Source organism: Streptomyces sp. NPDC127100, assembly GCF_042724095.1.
Classification (GTDB): domain Bacteria; phylum Actinomycetota; class Actinomycetes; order Streptomycetales; family Streptomycetaceae; genus Streptomyces.
This window is the reverse complement of the sequence record NZ_JBHXFL010000006.1, coordinates 81,020-94,966: the sequence shown is the minus strand read 5'-3', so window position 1 is coordinate 94,966 and position 13,947 is coordinate 81,020. Positions and strand designations below refer to the sequence as shown.

Below are 13,947 nucleotides of genomic sequence, written 5' to 3'. Positions count from 1 at the left end.
CTCCCGTGGGGGGGGCCGGTGTCCGTTCGGTTCAGTGGCCGAAGCCGAACCAGTTCACGTTCACGAAGTCCGCCGGCTGGCCGCTGGTGAACGTCAGGTACACGTCGTGGGTGCCGGTCACGGCGCCGATGTTGGCCGGGACCGTCCGCCACGACTGCCAGCCGCCGGTGCTGCCCACCGCGAAGCTGCCGACCGGGGTGCTGCTCCGGCTGTCCAGGCGCACCTCCACGAGTCCGCTGACGCCCGACGCCGCACCGCTCGCCACCCGGGCGGTGAACTGGGTCGCGGGCACGGAGCCGAAGTTCACGCCCTTGTACTGGGCCCAGTCGCCGTTCGCGAGCGCGCCGAGGTTCTGCCCGCCGCCCGCGTCGGAGGTGGCCTCCGTCATCGTGCCGGACTGGGCGTCGTACGACTCGGCCTGGACGGTGCCGTACGCGTCGCGGTCACCGGTCGGGGGAGGCGTGGTGCCGCCGCCGGACGACAGCACCTGGACGTAGTCCACGAGCATCGGGTGACCGGGCTGCGTGCCCCCGTCGGGGCCGCCGCCGAAGGCGTTCGGGAAGCCGCCGCCCATCGCCACGTTGAGGATGACGTAGTAGCCGTGGTTCGTGGCGTTCGTCCAGGTCGTCGCGTCGACCTGGTTCTGGCGCACCGTGTGGTAGACGCTTCCGTCGACGGAGAAGCGCATTTCCTCGACGCTGCCCGAACGGTCCCACTCCACGCGGTAGGTGTGGAACGCGGCCTGGCACGTGGCCCCGGGGCAGGCCCGGTTGCCGCCGATGCCGCTGGTCTCGTTGCAGGGGCCGCCGGGAGAGGTGCCGCAGTGCAGGGTGGCCCACACGGTGTTCAGGCCCTGCGTGTTCTCCATGATGTCGATCTCGCCGACGCCGGGCCAGTTCCAGTAGTTGCCGCGGTAGGGGCCGCCCAGCATCCAGAACGCCGGCCAGTAGCCCTTCGCCGCGGCCCCCGTGACGTTCGGGACCTGGATGCGGGCCTCCACGCGCAGCGTGCCGCCGGCCGGGGGCCGGAAGTCGGTGCGCCTCGTCTCGACGCGGCCCGACGTCCAGTTGCCGGCGCCGTCGCGCCGCGGGGTGATGCGCAGGTTGCCGTTGCCGTCCAGCGAGACGTTGTCCGTGCTCGACGTCATCGTCTCGATCTCGCCGGTGCCCCAGTTGGCGGGTCCGCCGGGGTACGAGGTGCCGGTCGCGTACTGCCAGTTCGAGGTGTTCACGCCGGAGCCGGCGGGGCCGTCGAAGTCGTCGGCGAAGAGCTGTGTCCAGCCGGACGGGGCCGGGGGAGCGGTGGCGTTCGCGGACGGGCCGGTGACGGCCGTGGCGGCCGCCGCCAGGCCGAGCGTGCCGACGACGGCCACCAGCGCCCGGCGCAGCGGTCGCCGTCGCCGGTGCGGGGAGCCGGAGGTCTCTCTCATGTGGGGGTCGCCTCTCGTGCGGGGGTGGGAAGCGCGGTCGCTCCGGGGGCGCTGGTCGTTTGAGAGCGCTCTCAGAGTGCGGCCAATGTGCTCCCGGCGATGGCCGCCGTCAAGAGGTGAAGCCGAGAAAGTCCTTGGCGGGCAAGGGAGTTCAGTACGTGAAGAGCACGACCGGGCGTCCGGCGTGCCACGGCGCGCCGGGCAGGCGCCGATGTCCTCCGCCCCGGCCCGGGATCAGGTGGTGGACAGGGAGGCCAGGGCGGCGTCCAGGCGGACGGTGGCCTCGTCGGCGACGGACTCGAGGGCGTCGAGGCCGGTCAGGGTGACCATGGTGCCGGGGTCGAGGGCCTGGACGAGCGTGTGGTCGCCCTCGCGGCGGACGACGACGTTGCAGGGCAGGAGCAGGCCGATGGAGCGGTCGGCCTCCAGGGCCCGGTGGGCCAGGGGCGGGGCGCACGCGCCCAGGATCAGGTAGTCCTCCATGTCGTGGTCCAGCTTGGCCTTCAGGGTGGCCTGCACGTCGATCTCGGTGAGGACGCCGAAGCCCTGGTCGGCGAGGGCCCGGCGGACGGCGGCGACGGCGGCGTCGAAGTCGGTGCCGGCCAGGCGGACGGTGCGGTCGTAGGACACGGTGCACTGCTCCTTCGGTACGGAAGGTCCGGATATGTGACACTTCCCCTTCATCATCGCCCTCGGCCTCGCCGGGGCGCTCACCCACCGCGAGGCCGGAGCGCGCGCCGGATCACCGGACACCGGCCGGACCCCCGGTGAGCGACCCGCACGTGCGAGGGGCGTGTCATGATCGGCGGGCAGGCCGGTGCGTGAGGGAAGGTGCGGACGTGAGGCTGACGATTCTGGGCGGCGGCGGTTTCCGGGTGCCGCTCGTGTACGGGGCACTCCTCGCGGACCGCGCCGAGGGACGCGTGACCCACGTCGTCCTGCACGACCTGGACGCCGGCCGGCTCTCGGCGGTGACCCGGGTGCTGGCCGAGCAGGCCGCCGGGGTGCCCGACGCCCCCGGGGTGACCGCCACGACCGACCTCGACGAGGCGCTGCGCGGCGCCGACTTCGTGTTCTCCGCGATCCGCGTCGGCGGCCTCCAGGGCCGCGCGGACGACGAACGGGTCGCCCTCGCCGAGGACGTCCTCGGACAGGAGACGGTCGGCGCGGGCGGCATCGCGTACGGACTGCGCACCGTCCCGGTCGCCGAGGACATCGCCCGCCGCGTGGCCCGGCTGGCGCCCGACGCCTGGGTCATCAACTTCACCAACCCGGCCGGCCTGGTCACCGAGGCCATGTCACGCCACCTCGGGGACCGCGTCATCGGCATCTGCGACTCCCCGGTCGGCCTCGGCCGCCGCATCGCCCGCGTGCTCGGCGCCGACCCGAAGGAGGCCTGGATCGACTACGTGGGCCTCAACCACCTCGGCTGGGTCCGCGGCCTGCGCGTCGCCGGCCGCGACCAGCTCCCGCGCCTGCTCGCCGACCCCGCCCTGCTCGGCTCCTTCGAGGAGGGCCGGCTCTTCGGCGCCGAGTGGCTCCGCTCGCTGGGCGCGATCCCCAACGAGTACCTGCACTACTACTACTTCAACAGGGAAGCCGTACGCGCCTACCAGGCCGCCGAACGGACCCGCGGCGCGTTCCTGCGCGACCAGCAGGCCCGCTTCTACGAGGAGATGCGCCACTCCGGCACCCCCGCCCTCGCCGCCTGGGACCGCACCCGGGCCGAACGCGAGGCCACCTACATGGCGGAGAACCGGGAGGCGGCCGGCGCCGGCGAGCGCGAGGCCGACGACCTGTCCGGCGGCTACGAGAAGGTGGCGCTGGCGCTGATGCGGGCCGTCGCCCGCGACGAGCGCACGGTACTGATCCTCAACGTCCGCAACCGCGGCACCCTGTCGGTCCTCGACTCCGAGGCCGTGATCGAGGTCCCGTGCGTGGTCGACGCGAGCGGCGCGCACCCGGTGGCCGTGGACCCGCTGCCGGGGCACGCCACCGGACTGGTCTGCGCGGTCAAGGCCGTCGAACGGGAGGTGCTGGAGGCGGCCGGGACCGGCTCGCGGGCCACGGCCGTCAAGGCCTTCGCCCTGCACCCGCTGGTCGACTCGGTGAACGTCGCCCGCCGCCTCGTCGACGGCTACACTGACGCCCACCCGGGCCTGGCCTACCTCACATAGCCCGTCGGGGACGGCTCCGGACCCTCTCGCTCTCAGACCGGTCCCCCGGCTCCGGAACGACACCATGGTCCACGGACGGCTCCGGACCCCGCCGGGCCGGGTCCGGCCGACGCCGCCGAGGAAGGAAACCGGTGATCGACGAACTGCTGCCCGACACGGTCGTCACCGTCGAGACCCACGACCCGTACGACGCCGGGCACTCGCCCCTCCTGCCCGAGGAGGAGCCCTTCGTCGCGCGGGCGGTCGACAAACGGCGCCGCGAGTTCACCGTCGTCCGGTCCTGCGCCCGTCGGGCCATGCGCAAGTTCGGCGTCCCGCCGCAGCCCGTCCTGCCCGGGGAACGGGGCGCACCGCGGTGGCCGGACGGGCTGGTGGGCAGCATGACCCACTGCGACGGCTACTGCGCCGCCGCCCTGGCCCGCGCCACCGATCTGGCCTCCCTCGGCATCGACGCCGAACCCGACGGGCCGCTCCTCGACGGTGTGCTGCCCGCCGTGTCCCTGCCGGGCGAGGTGGAGCGGCTGCGCCGCCTCGCCGGGGAACATCCCGGAATCCACTGGGAGCGGCTGCTGTTCAGCGCCAAGGAGTCGGTGTTCAAGGCCTGGTTCCCCCTGACCGGGCAGTGGCTGGACTTCGAGGAGGCCGACATCGAGATCTCCGTGGACCCCGACGACGGCCGCCGCGGCGGACTGCGCGCCGCTCTCCTGGTGCCCGGGCCGTGGGTGGGCGGCCGCCGGCTGACCCACTTCGAGGGTCGGTGGACCGCCCGCCGCGGACTGGTCGCGACGGCCATCCCGGTCCCGAACGCCTGAGCCCCGCCCCCCGGTCGCTGCGGCCCCACGGTCGGTCAGGGGTGCGGAGGGCACCAACTCCCCAGCAACCGGAAGAAGGCGTCCTCATTACCGACCAGGCCCGCGGCCTCGAGCGCCCGCTCCGCCTCGGCGAGCACGGAGGGCGGGACGACGGGCGGCCCCGCCGCGGTGTCGAAGCCCGCCCGGACGGTGTGCAGGAGGCGCAGGTAGGCCTGAACGGCGGTGCGCTCGCGGTCGGTCAGCACGGCGGTGGTCATCGGTCGGCTCTCCCCACAACGACGTCGGCGGTCACGCGCCCCCGCACCGCGGTGGCACTCCCACCAGCTTGCCGCCCACCACTGACAACGCCGCCCCACCGCACCTCAGGACCTGCCCGCGGTCCCCGGGAGGGCCTACGACTCGGGGCGCTTGACGCTCTCCAGGAGCATGTCCAGCCACTCGGCGACCTTGTCGCGGTGCTGGTCCGTGGGCAGTTGGGCGGCCCGCCAGGCGATGCCCCGCACGCCGTGGTCCTGCAGCAGCCGCTCCAGCGGATCGTCGGCCGGGCCCGCCGCCGCCCGCTCGCGGTCGGCGAGTTGCTGCAGCAGCTCCTGCTCGGTGTGCTGCAGGGCCCCCGCGAGCGCCTCGGGGTCCTCGGCGGTCAGGAAGCCGGCGTGCACACGGAAGAAGCGCTGGATGGCGTCGCAGTGCTCCATGGTGGGCCGCCGGTCGCCGTTGATCAGGGCGCCCGCCTGCTGCCGGGACATGCCGGCACCGTCGGCGATCTCCTGCTGGGTGTACTTGCGGCCGTTGGGCTTGAGGCGGGTGCGGCGCAGCAGGTCCAGCCGCTGGACGAACCGCGCCTGCACGTCGGGCTCTCCGGCGGGCCGGCCGCTCAGCAGCGCCCCCACCACGGAGTCGGGGACACCGGAGGCGGCGGAGAGGGCGCCGACGTCGAAGACCTCGGCGTGTGCCACGCCGAGCCGGTCCGCGAGTGCGGTGACGCGGGCGACCACGGCCGGCAGTACGGCCGTCGGCTTGGCACCCGGACCCTCGAAGCCACCGGTCACCGACAGATCTCCTACGTCTCTCACAGCCCTCACAGGCTTCTCACAAGCGGTAGCCGTGAACTTCCCGGAGAGTAGCCTGCCGCTCGAACTCACATCCAGGTCTCGCCACAACTGTGGCCAATTTCAGCCGTCAACAGGCACGAAATGCCACGATAGTTGACACGCCTCGCGTCGGGGCACCAGGATCGGGACGCCGCGAGAAGGCCGCATAGGCAAGAGGGGTGACCTCCCGATGGCATTTCAGGCAGGAGGGCAGCGGCCGGCACCGCGGCCCGTTCCCGCGACCCCCGACGCCCAGGCGTATCTCCAGGACTACGCCACCCTCCTGGAGGCCGTGCCCCATCCCTCGCTCGTCGTCGACCACCGCTGGGACGTCGTCCTCGCCAACGGTGCCTTCCGGACGCTCTTCCGGGGCGCGGGACCGCACCCGACGGCCATGCCGGACGACAACTTCCTCAGGTTCGTCCTCTTCCACCCGGACGCCTCCGCGGTGCTCGCCGACCACGAGTCGAGCTGGTGCCTGCCCATGCTGGCGCAGTTCGCCGCCGCCATGGAGACGTTCGGACACGACGCCGGACTGCAGGCCGTCCGCCGGGACATCGCCCAGGACCCGATCATGGAGGCCGCCTACCGGCAGGGCCTGCCGCACTGGGTGCGCGCCGTCGGCGTGGAGGCCGTCGAGCACGACGGCGCCGTACGGCTCCTGCACCACCCCGATCCGCGCCGGGGCGACACCGAGTGCCGTGTCGTCGTCGAGACGCCGAGGTCGCTGGAGGAACTCGGGTACACCCGGCTGACGCTGGTCCTGCGCGAGACGCGCCGCACCCCGCAGCGGCCCGGCCGGGCCCGGCGCCCCGGCACCCACCTACGGGTGGTCTCCGCGACGGACTGAGCACGTCCGCGCGAGGCCGGCGAGCCCCGGAACAGACCGTCGCGGCACCGTTCCCCCGCTCTGTGATGTGTGACATAGTACTGGCGTGATCGAGTCGCCGACCTGCGATGTCGTAGTGGTCGGGGCCGGAATGGTGGGCGCCGCGTGTGCGTGGTACGCCGCCCGTGCCGGGCTCGACGTGACGGTGGTGGACCGTGGCCCGGTGGCCGGCGGCACCACGGGAGCGGGGGAGGGCAACCTCCTCGTCTCCGACAAGGGCCCCGGACCGGAGCTGGACCTCGCCCTGCTCTCCGGTCGCCTGTGGAGCGCACTGGCCGAGGACCTGGGCCGGGCGGTCGAGTACGAACCCAAGGGCGGTGTCGTCGTCGCCGCCACCGCCGGGGCGCTGACCGGCCTGGAGGCCTTCGCCGCGGGCCAGCGGGCGGCCGGCGTGGAGGCGGTGGTCGTCCCCGCCGACCGGCTGCACGACCTCGAGCCGCACCTCGCCCCCGGTCTCGCGGGCGCCGTGCACTATCCGCAGGACGCCCAGGTCATGCCCGCCCTGGCCGCGGCCCACCTGCTGCGGGCCTCGGGGGCCCGCGTGCACACGGGCCGCACGGTGACCGGCGTGCTGCGCGGCCCCGACGGCGCCGTGCGCGGGGTGCGCACGGACCGGGGCGACCTGCGCGCCCCCGCGGTCGTCAACGCGACCGGCCCCTGGGGCGGCGAGGTGGCGGCCCTGGCCGGGGTGCGCCTGCCGGTCCTGCCCAGGCGCGGCTACGTCCTGGTCACCGAACCGCTGCCGCCCCGGGTGCGGCACAAGGTGTACGCCGCGGACTACGTCGCCGACGTCGCCAGCGACTCGGCGGACCTCCAGACCTCCCCGGTGGTGGAGGGCACCCTCGCGGGCCCCGTCCTCATCGGCGCCAGCCGTGAACGGGTCGGCTTCGACCGGTCGTTGTCGCTCCCGGCGCTGCGGGCACTGGCGGCCGGCGCGACCCGCCTGTTCCCGTTCCTCGCCGGAGTGCGGGCCGTGCGGACGTACGCCGGTTTCCGGCCGTATCTGCCTGACCACCTGCCGGCGATCGGCCCCGACCCGAGGGCTCCCGGTCTCCTGCACGCCTGCGGCCACGAGGGCGCGGGCATCGGCCTGTCCACCGGCACCGGCCACCTGATCGCCCAGCTCCTGAGCGGCGAGCGGCCCTCCCTCGACCTCGCCCCGTTCCGTCCCGACCGCTTCGCCGAGGAGGCCACGTGACGCTTCACCGAGGAGGCGGCAGGGACCCGCTCCGTCTGGTCCGCGCCCGGCCCCGTCCGGCCGGCACGGTCACGGTCGACGGCCGGGAGATCGAGGCCCTGCCCGGGCGGACGGTCGCCGCCGTCCTCTGGGCGGCCGGCATCACCTCCTGGCGCACCACCCGGGGCACGGGCCGGCCCCGCGGGGTGTTCTGCGGCATCGGCGTGTGCTTCGACTGCCTCGTCACGGTCAACGGCCGCCCCAACCAGCGGGCCTGCCTGGTGCCCGCCCGGCCGGGCGACGTGATCCGCACCCAGGAGGGAACCGGGCATGAGGACTGAACTCGCCGTGATCGGCGCCGGACCCGCCGGGCTCGCGGCGGCACTGGCGGCGGCCGCGAGAGGCGTACGGGTCACGGTGCTGGACGCGGCGGCGGGACCGGGCGGCCAGTTCTACCGCCAGCCCGCCCCCGAACTGGGTGCCCGGCGCCCCCGGGCCCTGCACCACGGGTGGCGCACCTGGGAACGGCTGCGCGACGGACTCGCCGCGAGCGGCGTACGGGTCCTGACGGGACACCAGGTGTGGTGCGTCGAGCGGCACTCCGGCGCCTTCACCGTCCACGCGCTGCGCGGGCCCGGCGAGGACGAGCCGGTCGCCGTGCCCGCCGACGCCGTACTGCTCGCCACCGGCGGACACGAGTACGTCCTGCCCTTCCCCGGCTGGACCCTGCCCGGCGTCCTGACGGCCGGGGGCGCCCAGGCGATGCTCAAGGGCGCCCTCGTGGTGCCGGGCCGGACCGCCGTCGTCGCGGGCACCGGGCCACTGCTGCTGCCCGTGGCGACCGGACTCGCGGCGGCCGGCGTGCGGGTTGCGGCACTCGTCGAGTCCGCCGGCCCGGGGCACGCCGCCCGCCACGCCCGCGCCCTGGCCGGCAAACTCCCCGAGGCCGCCGGGTACGCCGCCCGGCTGCTGCGCCACCGGATCCATGCGCTCACCCGGCACACCGTCGTCCGCGCGCACGGCGACGACCGGCTGACCGGCGTCACCGTCGCCGCCCTCGACGCCGACGGGCACACCCGGCCCGGCACCGAGCGGCACCTCCCCTGCGACACCCTCGCCGTCGGCCACGGAATGCTCCCGCACACCGACCTCGCCGACGCCCTCGGCTGCCGCCTGGACGGAACGACGGTGGCCGTCGACACCGAGCAGCGCACCAGTGCGCCGGGGGTGTGGGCGGCCGGGGAGGCCACCGGCATCGGCGGCGCGGGTCTCGCGCTCGCCGAGGGACACATCGCCGGCCGCTCGGCCGCCGCCCGGCTGCGGGGCACCGAGCCCGACCTGGCGGCCTGGGCGCCGGCCGCCAGGGCGCGCGAGGCGCTGCGGGGGTCCGCCGACGCCCTCGCCGCCGCCTTCGCCCCGCCCGCCCGCTGGACCGACCGCGTCACCGACGACACCGTCGTCTGCCGCTGCGAGGAGGTCACGGCCGGCGCCGTCCGCGAGGCCGTCGGCGGACTCGGCGCGGGCGACGTCCGCACCGTGAAACTGCTGACCCGGGCCGGGATGGGCTGGTGCCAGGGGCGGATGTGCGCCCCCGCCGTCGCCGGTCTCGCCGGCTGCGGACCGGCCCCGTCCCGGCGGCCGTTCGCCCACCCCGTGCCCCTCGGCGTCCTCGCCCAGCCACAGCAGACACCCCCGGAGGAAGGACACCCATGACCGACCACCGTCCCTGGCGCGGCATCCTCGTCGCCACCGCGCTCCCGCTCACCGACGACCTGCGCGTGGACTACGACGCCTACGCCGAGCACTGCTCCTGGCTGGTCGCGAACGGCTGCGACGGCGTCGTCCCCAACGGCTCCCTCGGCGAATACCAGGTGCTCACCCCCGAGGAGCGCACCCGGGTGGTCGAGACCGCCGTCGCCGCGATCGGCGGGGAGCGCGTCATGCCGGGAGTCGCCGCCTACGGGTCCGCCGAGGCCCGCCGCTGGGCCGAACAGGCCGGGGAGGCGGGCTGCGGCGCCGTCATGCTCCTGCCGCCCAACGCCTACCGCGCCGACGAACGGTCCGTGCTCGCCCACTACGCCGAGGTGGCGCGGGCCGGCCTGCCCGTCGTCGCCTACAACAATCCCATCGACACCAAGGTCGACCTGGTGCCCGAGCTGCTCGCGCGGCTGCACGGCGAGGGACACGTCCAAGCCGTCAAGGAGTTCTCCGGCGACGTCCGACGCGCCTACCGCATCGCCGAACTCGCCCCCGGACTCGACCTGCTGACCGGCGCCGACGACGTCCTGCTGGAGCTGGCGGTCGCGGGTGCCAAGGGCTGGGTCGCCGGCTACCCCAACGCCCTGCCCGCCTCCTGCGCCGAGCTCTACCGGGCCGCGACGGCCGGCGACCTGACCACCGCACGGGACCTGTACCGGCAGCTGCACCCGCTGCTGCGCTGGGACTCGCGGGTCGAGTTCGTCCAGGCCATCAAGCTGTCCATGGACGTCGCGGGCCGCCACGGCGGCGCCTGCCGCCCGCCCCGCGTGCCGCTGCTCCCCGAGCAGGAGGCCGCCGTCCGCGCCGCCACCGAGAAGGCCCTCGCGGCCGGACTGGCCTAGGGGAAGCGGCCATGCGCAGCAGACTCGTCCTGCACGCCGTCGACTCGCACACCGAGGGCATGCCCACCCGCGTCGTCACCGGCGGGATCGGCACCATCCCCGGCGCGACCATGAACCACCGGCGGCTCTACTTCCGCGAACACCGCGACGACGTCAAGCGACTGCTGATGAACGAGCCGCGCGGGCACTCCGCCATGAGCGGCGCGATCCTCCAGCCGCCCACCCGGCCCGACTGCGACTGGGGCGTCGTCTACATCGAGGTCTCCGGCTACCTGCCGATGTGCGGCCACGGCACCATCGGCGTCGCGACCGTCCTCGTGGAGACCGGCATGGTCGAGGTGACCGAACCCGTCACCACCGTCCGCCTCGACACCCCCGCCGGACCCGTCGTGGCGGAGGTGGCCGTGGAGGGCGGTGCGGCGAAGGCCGTGACCCTGCGGAACGTGCCGTCCTTCGCCGTCGCCCTCGACCGCGAGGCGACCCTGCCCGACGGCCGGACGGTGACGTACGACCTCGCCTACGGCGGCAACTTCTACGCCATCCTGCCGCTGGAGCGGCTCGGACTGCCCTTCGACCGCGCCCGCAAGGACGACATCCTCGCCGCCGGGCTGGCGCTCATGGAAGCCGTCAACGCCGAGGGGGAGCCGGTCCACCCCGCGGACCCGTCCATCCGCGGCTGCCACCACGTCCAGGTGACCGCGCCCGGGTCCACCGCCCGCCACTCACGGCACGCCATGGTGATCCGCCCCGGCTGGTTCGACCGCTCGCCCTGCGGCACCGGCACCAGCGCCCGCATGGCCCAGCTGCACGCCCGCGGCGAACTCCCCCTGGACACCGAGTTCGTGAACGAGTCCTTCATCGGCACCCGGTTCACCGGCCGGCTGGTCGGCGCGACCGAGGTCGCCGGGCACCCCGCCGTCCTGCCCACCTTCACCGGCCGCGCCTGGATCACCGGCACCGCCCAGTACCTGCTGGACCCGGAGGACCCCTTCCCGGCAGGCTTCGTCCTGTGAACGCCGTCAGCACGGGCACCGGCCCGTCCCTGCCCCACCTGGGCGGCCGCAGGCCCAGCCACCGGGAGCGGGTCGCGGACGCGCTGCGGGCCGCGCTGATCGCCGGTGAACTGCGGCCCGGCGAGGTTCACTCGGCGCCCGGCCTCGCCGCCCGTTTCGGCGTCTCCGCCACGCCGGTGCGCGAGGCGCTGCTCGACCTCGCCAAGGAGGGGCTGGTCGACACCGTGCCCAACAAGGGGTTCCGGGTCACCGCCGTCTCCGACCGGCAGCTCGACGAGTACACCCACATCCGGTCGCTCATCGAGATCCCGACCACGGCCGCGCTGGCCGGCACCGCCGACCCGGTCGCCCTCGAGGCGCTCCGCCCGGTCGCCGAGGAGATCGTCGCCGCCGCGGCGGACGGCGACCTCATCGCCTACGTCGAGGCGGACCTGCGCTTCCACCTGGGCCTGCTCGCCCTCGCGGGCAACGGGCACCTGGTGGAGGTCGTACGGGACCTGCGCCGGCGCTCCCGGCTGTACGGGCTGACGGCACTGGCGGAGCAGGGGCGCCTGGAGGCGTCCGCCCGCGAGCACCTGGAGATTCTCGACGCGCTGGCCGCCCGGGACGAGCGGGCCGTGCGGGAGGTGATGGGCCGGCACCTCGGCCACGTCCGGGGCCTGTGGGCGGGCGGATGACACCTTTACGCAAGTAGCTTGCATATCTTGCGCTACTCTTGCGCTCATGACGCGACGACTTGCCGAGGTGGCCAAGAAGGTAGGGGTCAGCGAGGCCACGGTCAGCCGGGTGCTGAACAACAAGCCCGGGGTCTCCGAGGCCACCCGGCAGGCGGTCCTCTCCGCCCTGGACGTGCTCGGCTACGAGCGGCCCACCCAACTTCGAGGCGAGCGCGCCCGGTTGGTGGGACTGGTCCTCCCCGAGCTGCAGAACCCGATCTTCCCGGCGTTCGCCGAGGTCATCGGCGGGGCCCTGGCCCAGCTCGGCCTCACCCCGGTTCTGTGCACGCAGACCAAGGGCGGGGTCTCGGAGGCCGACTACGTCGACCTGCTGCTCCAGCAGCAGGTCTCGGGCGTGGTGTTCGCCGGTGGGCTGTACGCGCAGGCCGACGCGCCCCACGACCACTACGAGCGCCTCGCCGAGCGCAACATCCCGGTCGTCCTGGTCAACGCCGGCATCGAGCACCTGGGCTTCCCCGGCGTCTCCTGCGACGACGCGGTGGCCGTGGAGCAGGCCTGGCGGCACCTCGTCTCGCTCGGCCACGAGCGGATCGGCCTGGTGCTCGGCCCCGGCGACCACATGCCCTCGGGCCGCAAACTGGCCGCCGCCCGGTCCATCGGGGAGGTGCCGGACGAGTACGTGGCACGCGCCATGTTCTCCATCGAGGGCGGTCACGCGGCGGCCGCCCGGCTCATCGACCGGGGCGTCACCGGCTTCATCTGCGCCAGCGACCCGCTGGCCCTCGGCGTCGTACGGGCCGCCCGCCGCAAGGGCCTCGACGTGCCGTCGCGGATCTCCGTCGTGGGCTACGACGACTCCGCCCTGATGAACTGCACCGAGCCGCCCCTCACCACCGTCCGCCAGCCCATCGAGGCCATGGGCCGGGCCGTCGTGGAGCTGCTGAACGCGCAGATCAGCGGCGGCTCGGTGGCCGCCGAGGAGCTGTTGTTCGAGCCCGAGCTGGTGGTGCGGGGCTCGACCGCGCAAGCGCCTCGCTGACCACCGGCCGGCCACCCGTCCCGCCGTCCCCGGCGGGCGCCGCCCGGAGCACACCGGGGACTGTCGGTGGCCGCCCCTAGGCTGTGCGCATCGTCACGGTGAGGCGTCCCGAGCAGGGCGCCGGACGCGCCGTGCCGTTTTCCGGATGCGCGAGGGGCGGGGCAGGCATGGGCTGGCTGGCGGTGGGCGACACCTACGAAGTCGCACTGGCACAGGGGCGGGTGGTGGCCCGGCCGGCGTCCGGGAGGTCCCGGGGCGAACCGTTGGACGGCCTGCCGGCGGAGATACGGGACCACCCCGAGGTGAGCGGGCTCGAGCGGTTCGCCGAGTGGCTGGACCGGCACGCGGCCGAGTGCGCGGCACAGGTCACCCACTGGATGGTGTCCTCGCTGCCGGTGCCGGCCGCCCTGCTGGCCCGGGTCTGGCCCGACGAGGCCTGGCAGGCGGCGCTGCGCGACATCGTCGTCGTCGGTGAGGCCCCCGGTGACGCCGGCTTCCTGCGGGACGTGGACGACACGGGCCGGCTCCGGGCGGTGACCCCCGACGGCGGGACCCTCCGGCTGACGCCCCGGACGGTGACCATGCCGCACCCCGTGCTCCTCCCGGGCCTGGCGGACCTGCGGACGTTCGCGGCCGGGTCGGGCGTGACCCAGGGCATCGACCAGCTCCACCGCGCCACCTGGCACAAGCCCGACGGGCTCGACACCGGTGCCGTCGCGGTCACCGAGTTCGCCGGCGCCGAGTACCCCTCCTGGTTCCGCCTCTCGGCCCGCGCCACGTCGCTGGGGTACCAGGTCTCCGGCATGAGCGCCCTCGACCGGATCCGGGACGCCGGGCGGATCCTCGTCGCCTCGGTGGGCATCGGCGACCCCTACACCGAGGAGAGGGCCTGGACCGGCGCTCTGACCTGGCGGGACGAGGACGGGCACCGCCCCGTCCCCCTGGCCGAGGTCGGCCCCGTGGCCTGGTCCGAGGGCATGCGCATGGCCGCGGCCCTGCACGCGGGCGGCACGGTGACCGCGGACGGCGGCGCATGAACGACA

The 13,947-nt window shown here is 74.7% G+C and carries 15 protein-coding genes; 11 read left to right on the top strand and 4 right to left on the bottom strand.

The genetic code is table 11. The features are described 5' to 3' along the window. Positions 1-31 precede the first annotated feature (31 nt). Together ACFWJB_RS09510 and ACFWJB_RS09505 are read right to left on the bottom strand one after the other, a co-directional pair. Positions 32-1,429, bottom strand: a complete 1,398-nt coding sequence (locus tag ACFWJB_RS09510) for a glycoside hydrolase family 16 protein (RefSeq protein ID WP_385460914.1) — start codon at positions 1,427-1,429, stop codon at positions 32-34. Positions 1,430-1,663: 234 nt separating this feature from the next. Further along, positions 1,664-2,059: a DUF302 domain-containing protein gene (locus tag ACFWJB_RS09505; RefSeq protein ID WP_386921330.1), complete on the bottom strand. Its 396-nt coding sequence runs from the start codon at positions 2,057-2,059 to the stop codon at positions 1,664-1,666. A 209-nt stretch (positions 2,060-2,268) separates the two neighbouring features. Between ACFWJB_RS09505 and ACFWJB_RS09500 the strand changes: the two genes are divergently transcribed. Together ACFWJB_RS09500 and ACFWJB_RS09495 are read left to right on the top strand one after the other, a co-directional pair. Beyond that, positions 2,269-3,606 carry a 6-phospho-beta-glucosidase gene (locus tag ACFWJB_RS09500; protein WP_386921328.1) on the top strand — a complete coding sequence of 446 codons (1,338 nt, stop codon included), beginning with the start codon at positions 2,269-2,271 and terminating at the stop codon, positions 3,604-3,606. A 131-nt stretch (positions 3,607-3,737) separates the two neighbouring features. Beyond that, positions 3,738-4,418, top strand: a complete 681-nt coding sequence (locus ACFWJB_RS09495) for a 4'-phosphopantetheinyl transferase (protein ID WP_386921326.1) — start codon at positions 3,738-3,740, stop codon at positions 4,416-4,418. A gap of 35 nt (positions 4,419-4,453) precedes the next feature. Here ACFWJB_RS09495 and ACFWJB_RS09490 read toward each other — a convergent pair whose 3' ends face one another. Continuing rightward, positions 4,454-4,675: a hypothetical protein gene (locus tag ACFWJB_RS09490; RefSeq protein ID WP_386921324.1), complete on the bottom strand. Its 222-nt coding sequence runs from the start codon at positions 4,673-4,675 to the stop codon at positions 4,454-4,456. A 135-nt stretch (positions 4,676-4,810) separates the two neighbouring features. Then, positions 4,811-5,467 (bottom strand): helix-turn-helix domain-containing protein, encoded by a 657-nt coding sequence (locus ACFWJB_RS09485; protein WP_385460899.1) that lies wholly within the window; start codon positions 5,465-5,467, stop codon positions 4,811-4,813. Positions 5,468-5,699: 232 nt separating this feature from the next. Here ACFWJB_RS09485 and ACFWJB_RS09480 point away from each other — a divergent pair, with 232 nt between their 5' ends. The 9 genes from ACFWJB_RS09480 (at position 5,700) to ACFWJB_RS09440 (ending at position 13,941) form a co-directional block, all read left to right on the top strand. After that, positions 5,700-6,359 (top strand): hypothetical protein, encoded by a 660-nt coding sequence (locus ACFWJB_RS09480; protein WP_386921322.1) that lies wholly within the window; start codon positions 5,700-5,702, stop codon positions 6,357-6,359. An 85-nt stretch (positions 6,360-6,444) separates the two neighbouring features. Continuing rightward, complete coding sequence (locus tag ACFWJB_RS09475) at positions 6,445-7,596, top strand: NAD(P)/FAD-dependent oxidoreductase (RefSeq protein ID WP_386921320.1); 1,152 nt, start codon at positions 6,445-6,447, stop codon at positions 7,594-7,596. Then, complete coding sequence (locus ACFWJB_RS09470; protein WP_386921318.1) at positions 7,593-7,916, top strand: (2Fe-2S)-binding protein; 324 nt, start codon at positions 7,593-7,595, stop codon at positions 7,914-7,916. The genes ACFWJB_RS09475 and ACFWJB_RS09470 overlap by 4 nt, the downstream gene beginning before the upstream one ends. Further along, complete coding sequence (locus tag ACFWJB_RS09465) at positions 7,906-9,288, top strand: NAD(P)/FAD-dependent oxidoreductase (RefSeq protein ID WP_386921316.1); 1,383 nt, start codon at positions 7,906-7,908, stop codon at positions 9,286-9,288. The genes ACFWJB_RS09470 and ACFWJB_RS09465 overlap by 11 nt, the downstream gene beginning before the upstream one ends. After that, positions 9,285-10,175, top strand: a complete 891-nt coding sequence (locus ACFWJB_RS09460) for a dihydrodipicolinate synthase family protein (protein WP_385460887.1) — start codon at positions 9,285-9,287, stop codon at positions 10,173-10,175. Before ACFWJB_RS09465 ends, ACFWJB_RS09460 begins: the two co-directional genes overlap by 4 nt. Positions 10,176-10,186: 11 nt before the next feature. Further along, on the top strand, positions 10,187-11,188 hold the full coding sequence (locus ACFWJB_RS09455) for a proline racemase family protein (protein WP_386921313.1): 1,002 nt from the start codon (positions 10,187-10,189) through the stop codon (positions 11,186-11,188). Then, a complete protein-coding gene (locus tag ACFWJB_RS09450; protein ID WP_386921311.1) occupies positions 11,185-11,865 on the top strand; it encodes a GntR family transcriptional regulator in 681 nt (226 codons plus the stop codon). Before ACFWJB_RS09455 ends, ACFWJB_RS09450 begins: the two co-directional genes overlap by 4 nt. 46 nt (positions 11,866-11,911) lie before the next feature. Next, entirely contained in the window at positions 11,912-12,904 is a 993-nt protein-coding gene (locus ACFWJB_RS09445; protein ID WP_385460879.1) for a LacI family DNA-binding transcriptional regulator, read from the top strand. Positions 12,905-13,071: 167 nt separating this feature from the next. Continuing rightward, on the top strand, positions 13,072-13,941 hold the full coding sequence (locus ACFWJB_RS09440; protein ID WP_386921308.1) for a DUF4132 domain-containing protein: 870 nt from the start codon (positions 13,072-13,074) through the stop codon (positions 13,939-13,941). The last annotated feature ends 6 nt before the right edge of the window (positions 13,942-13,947 follow it).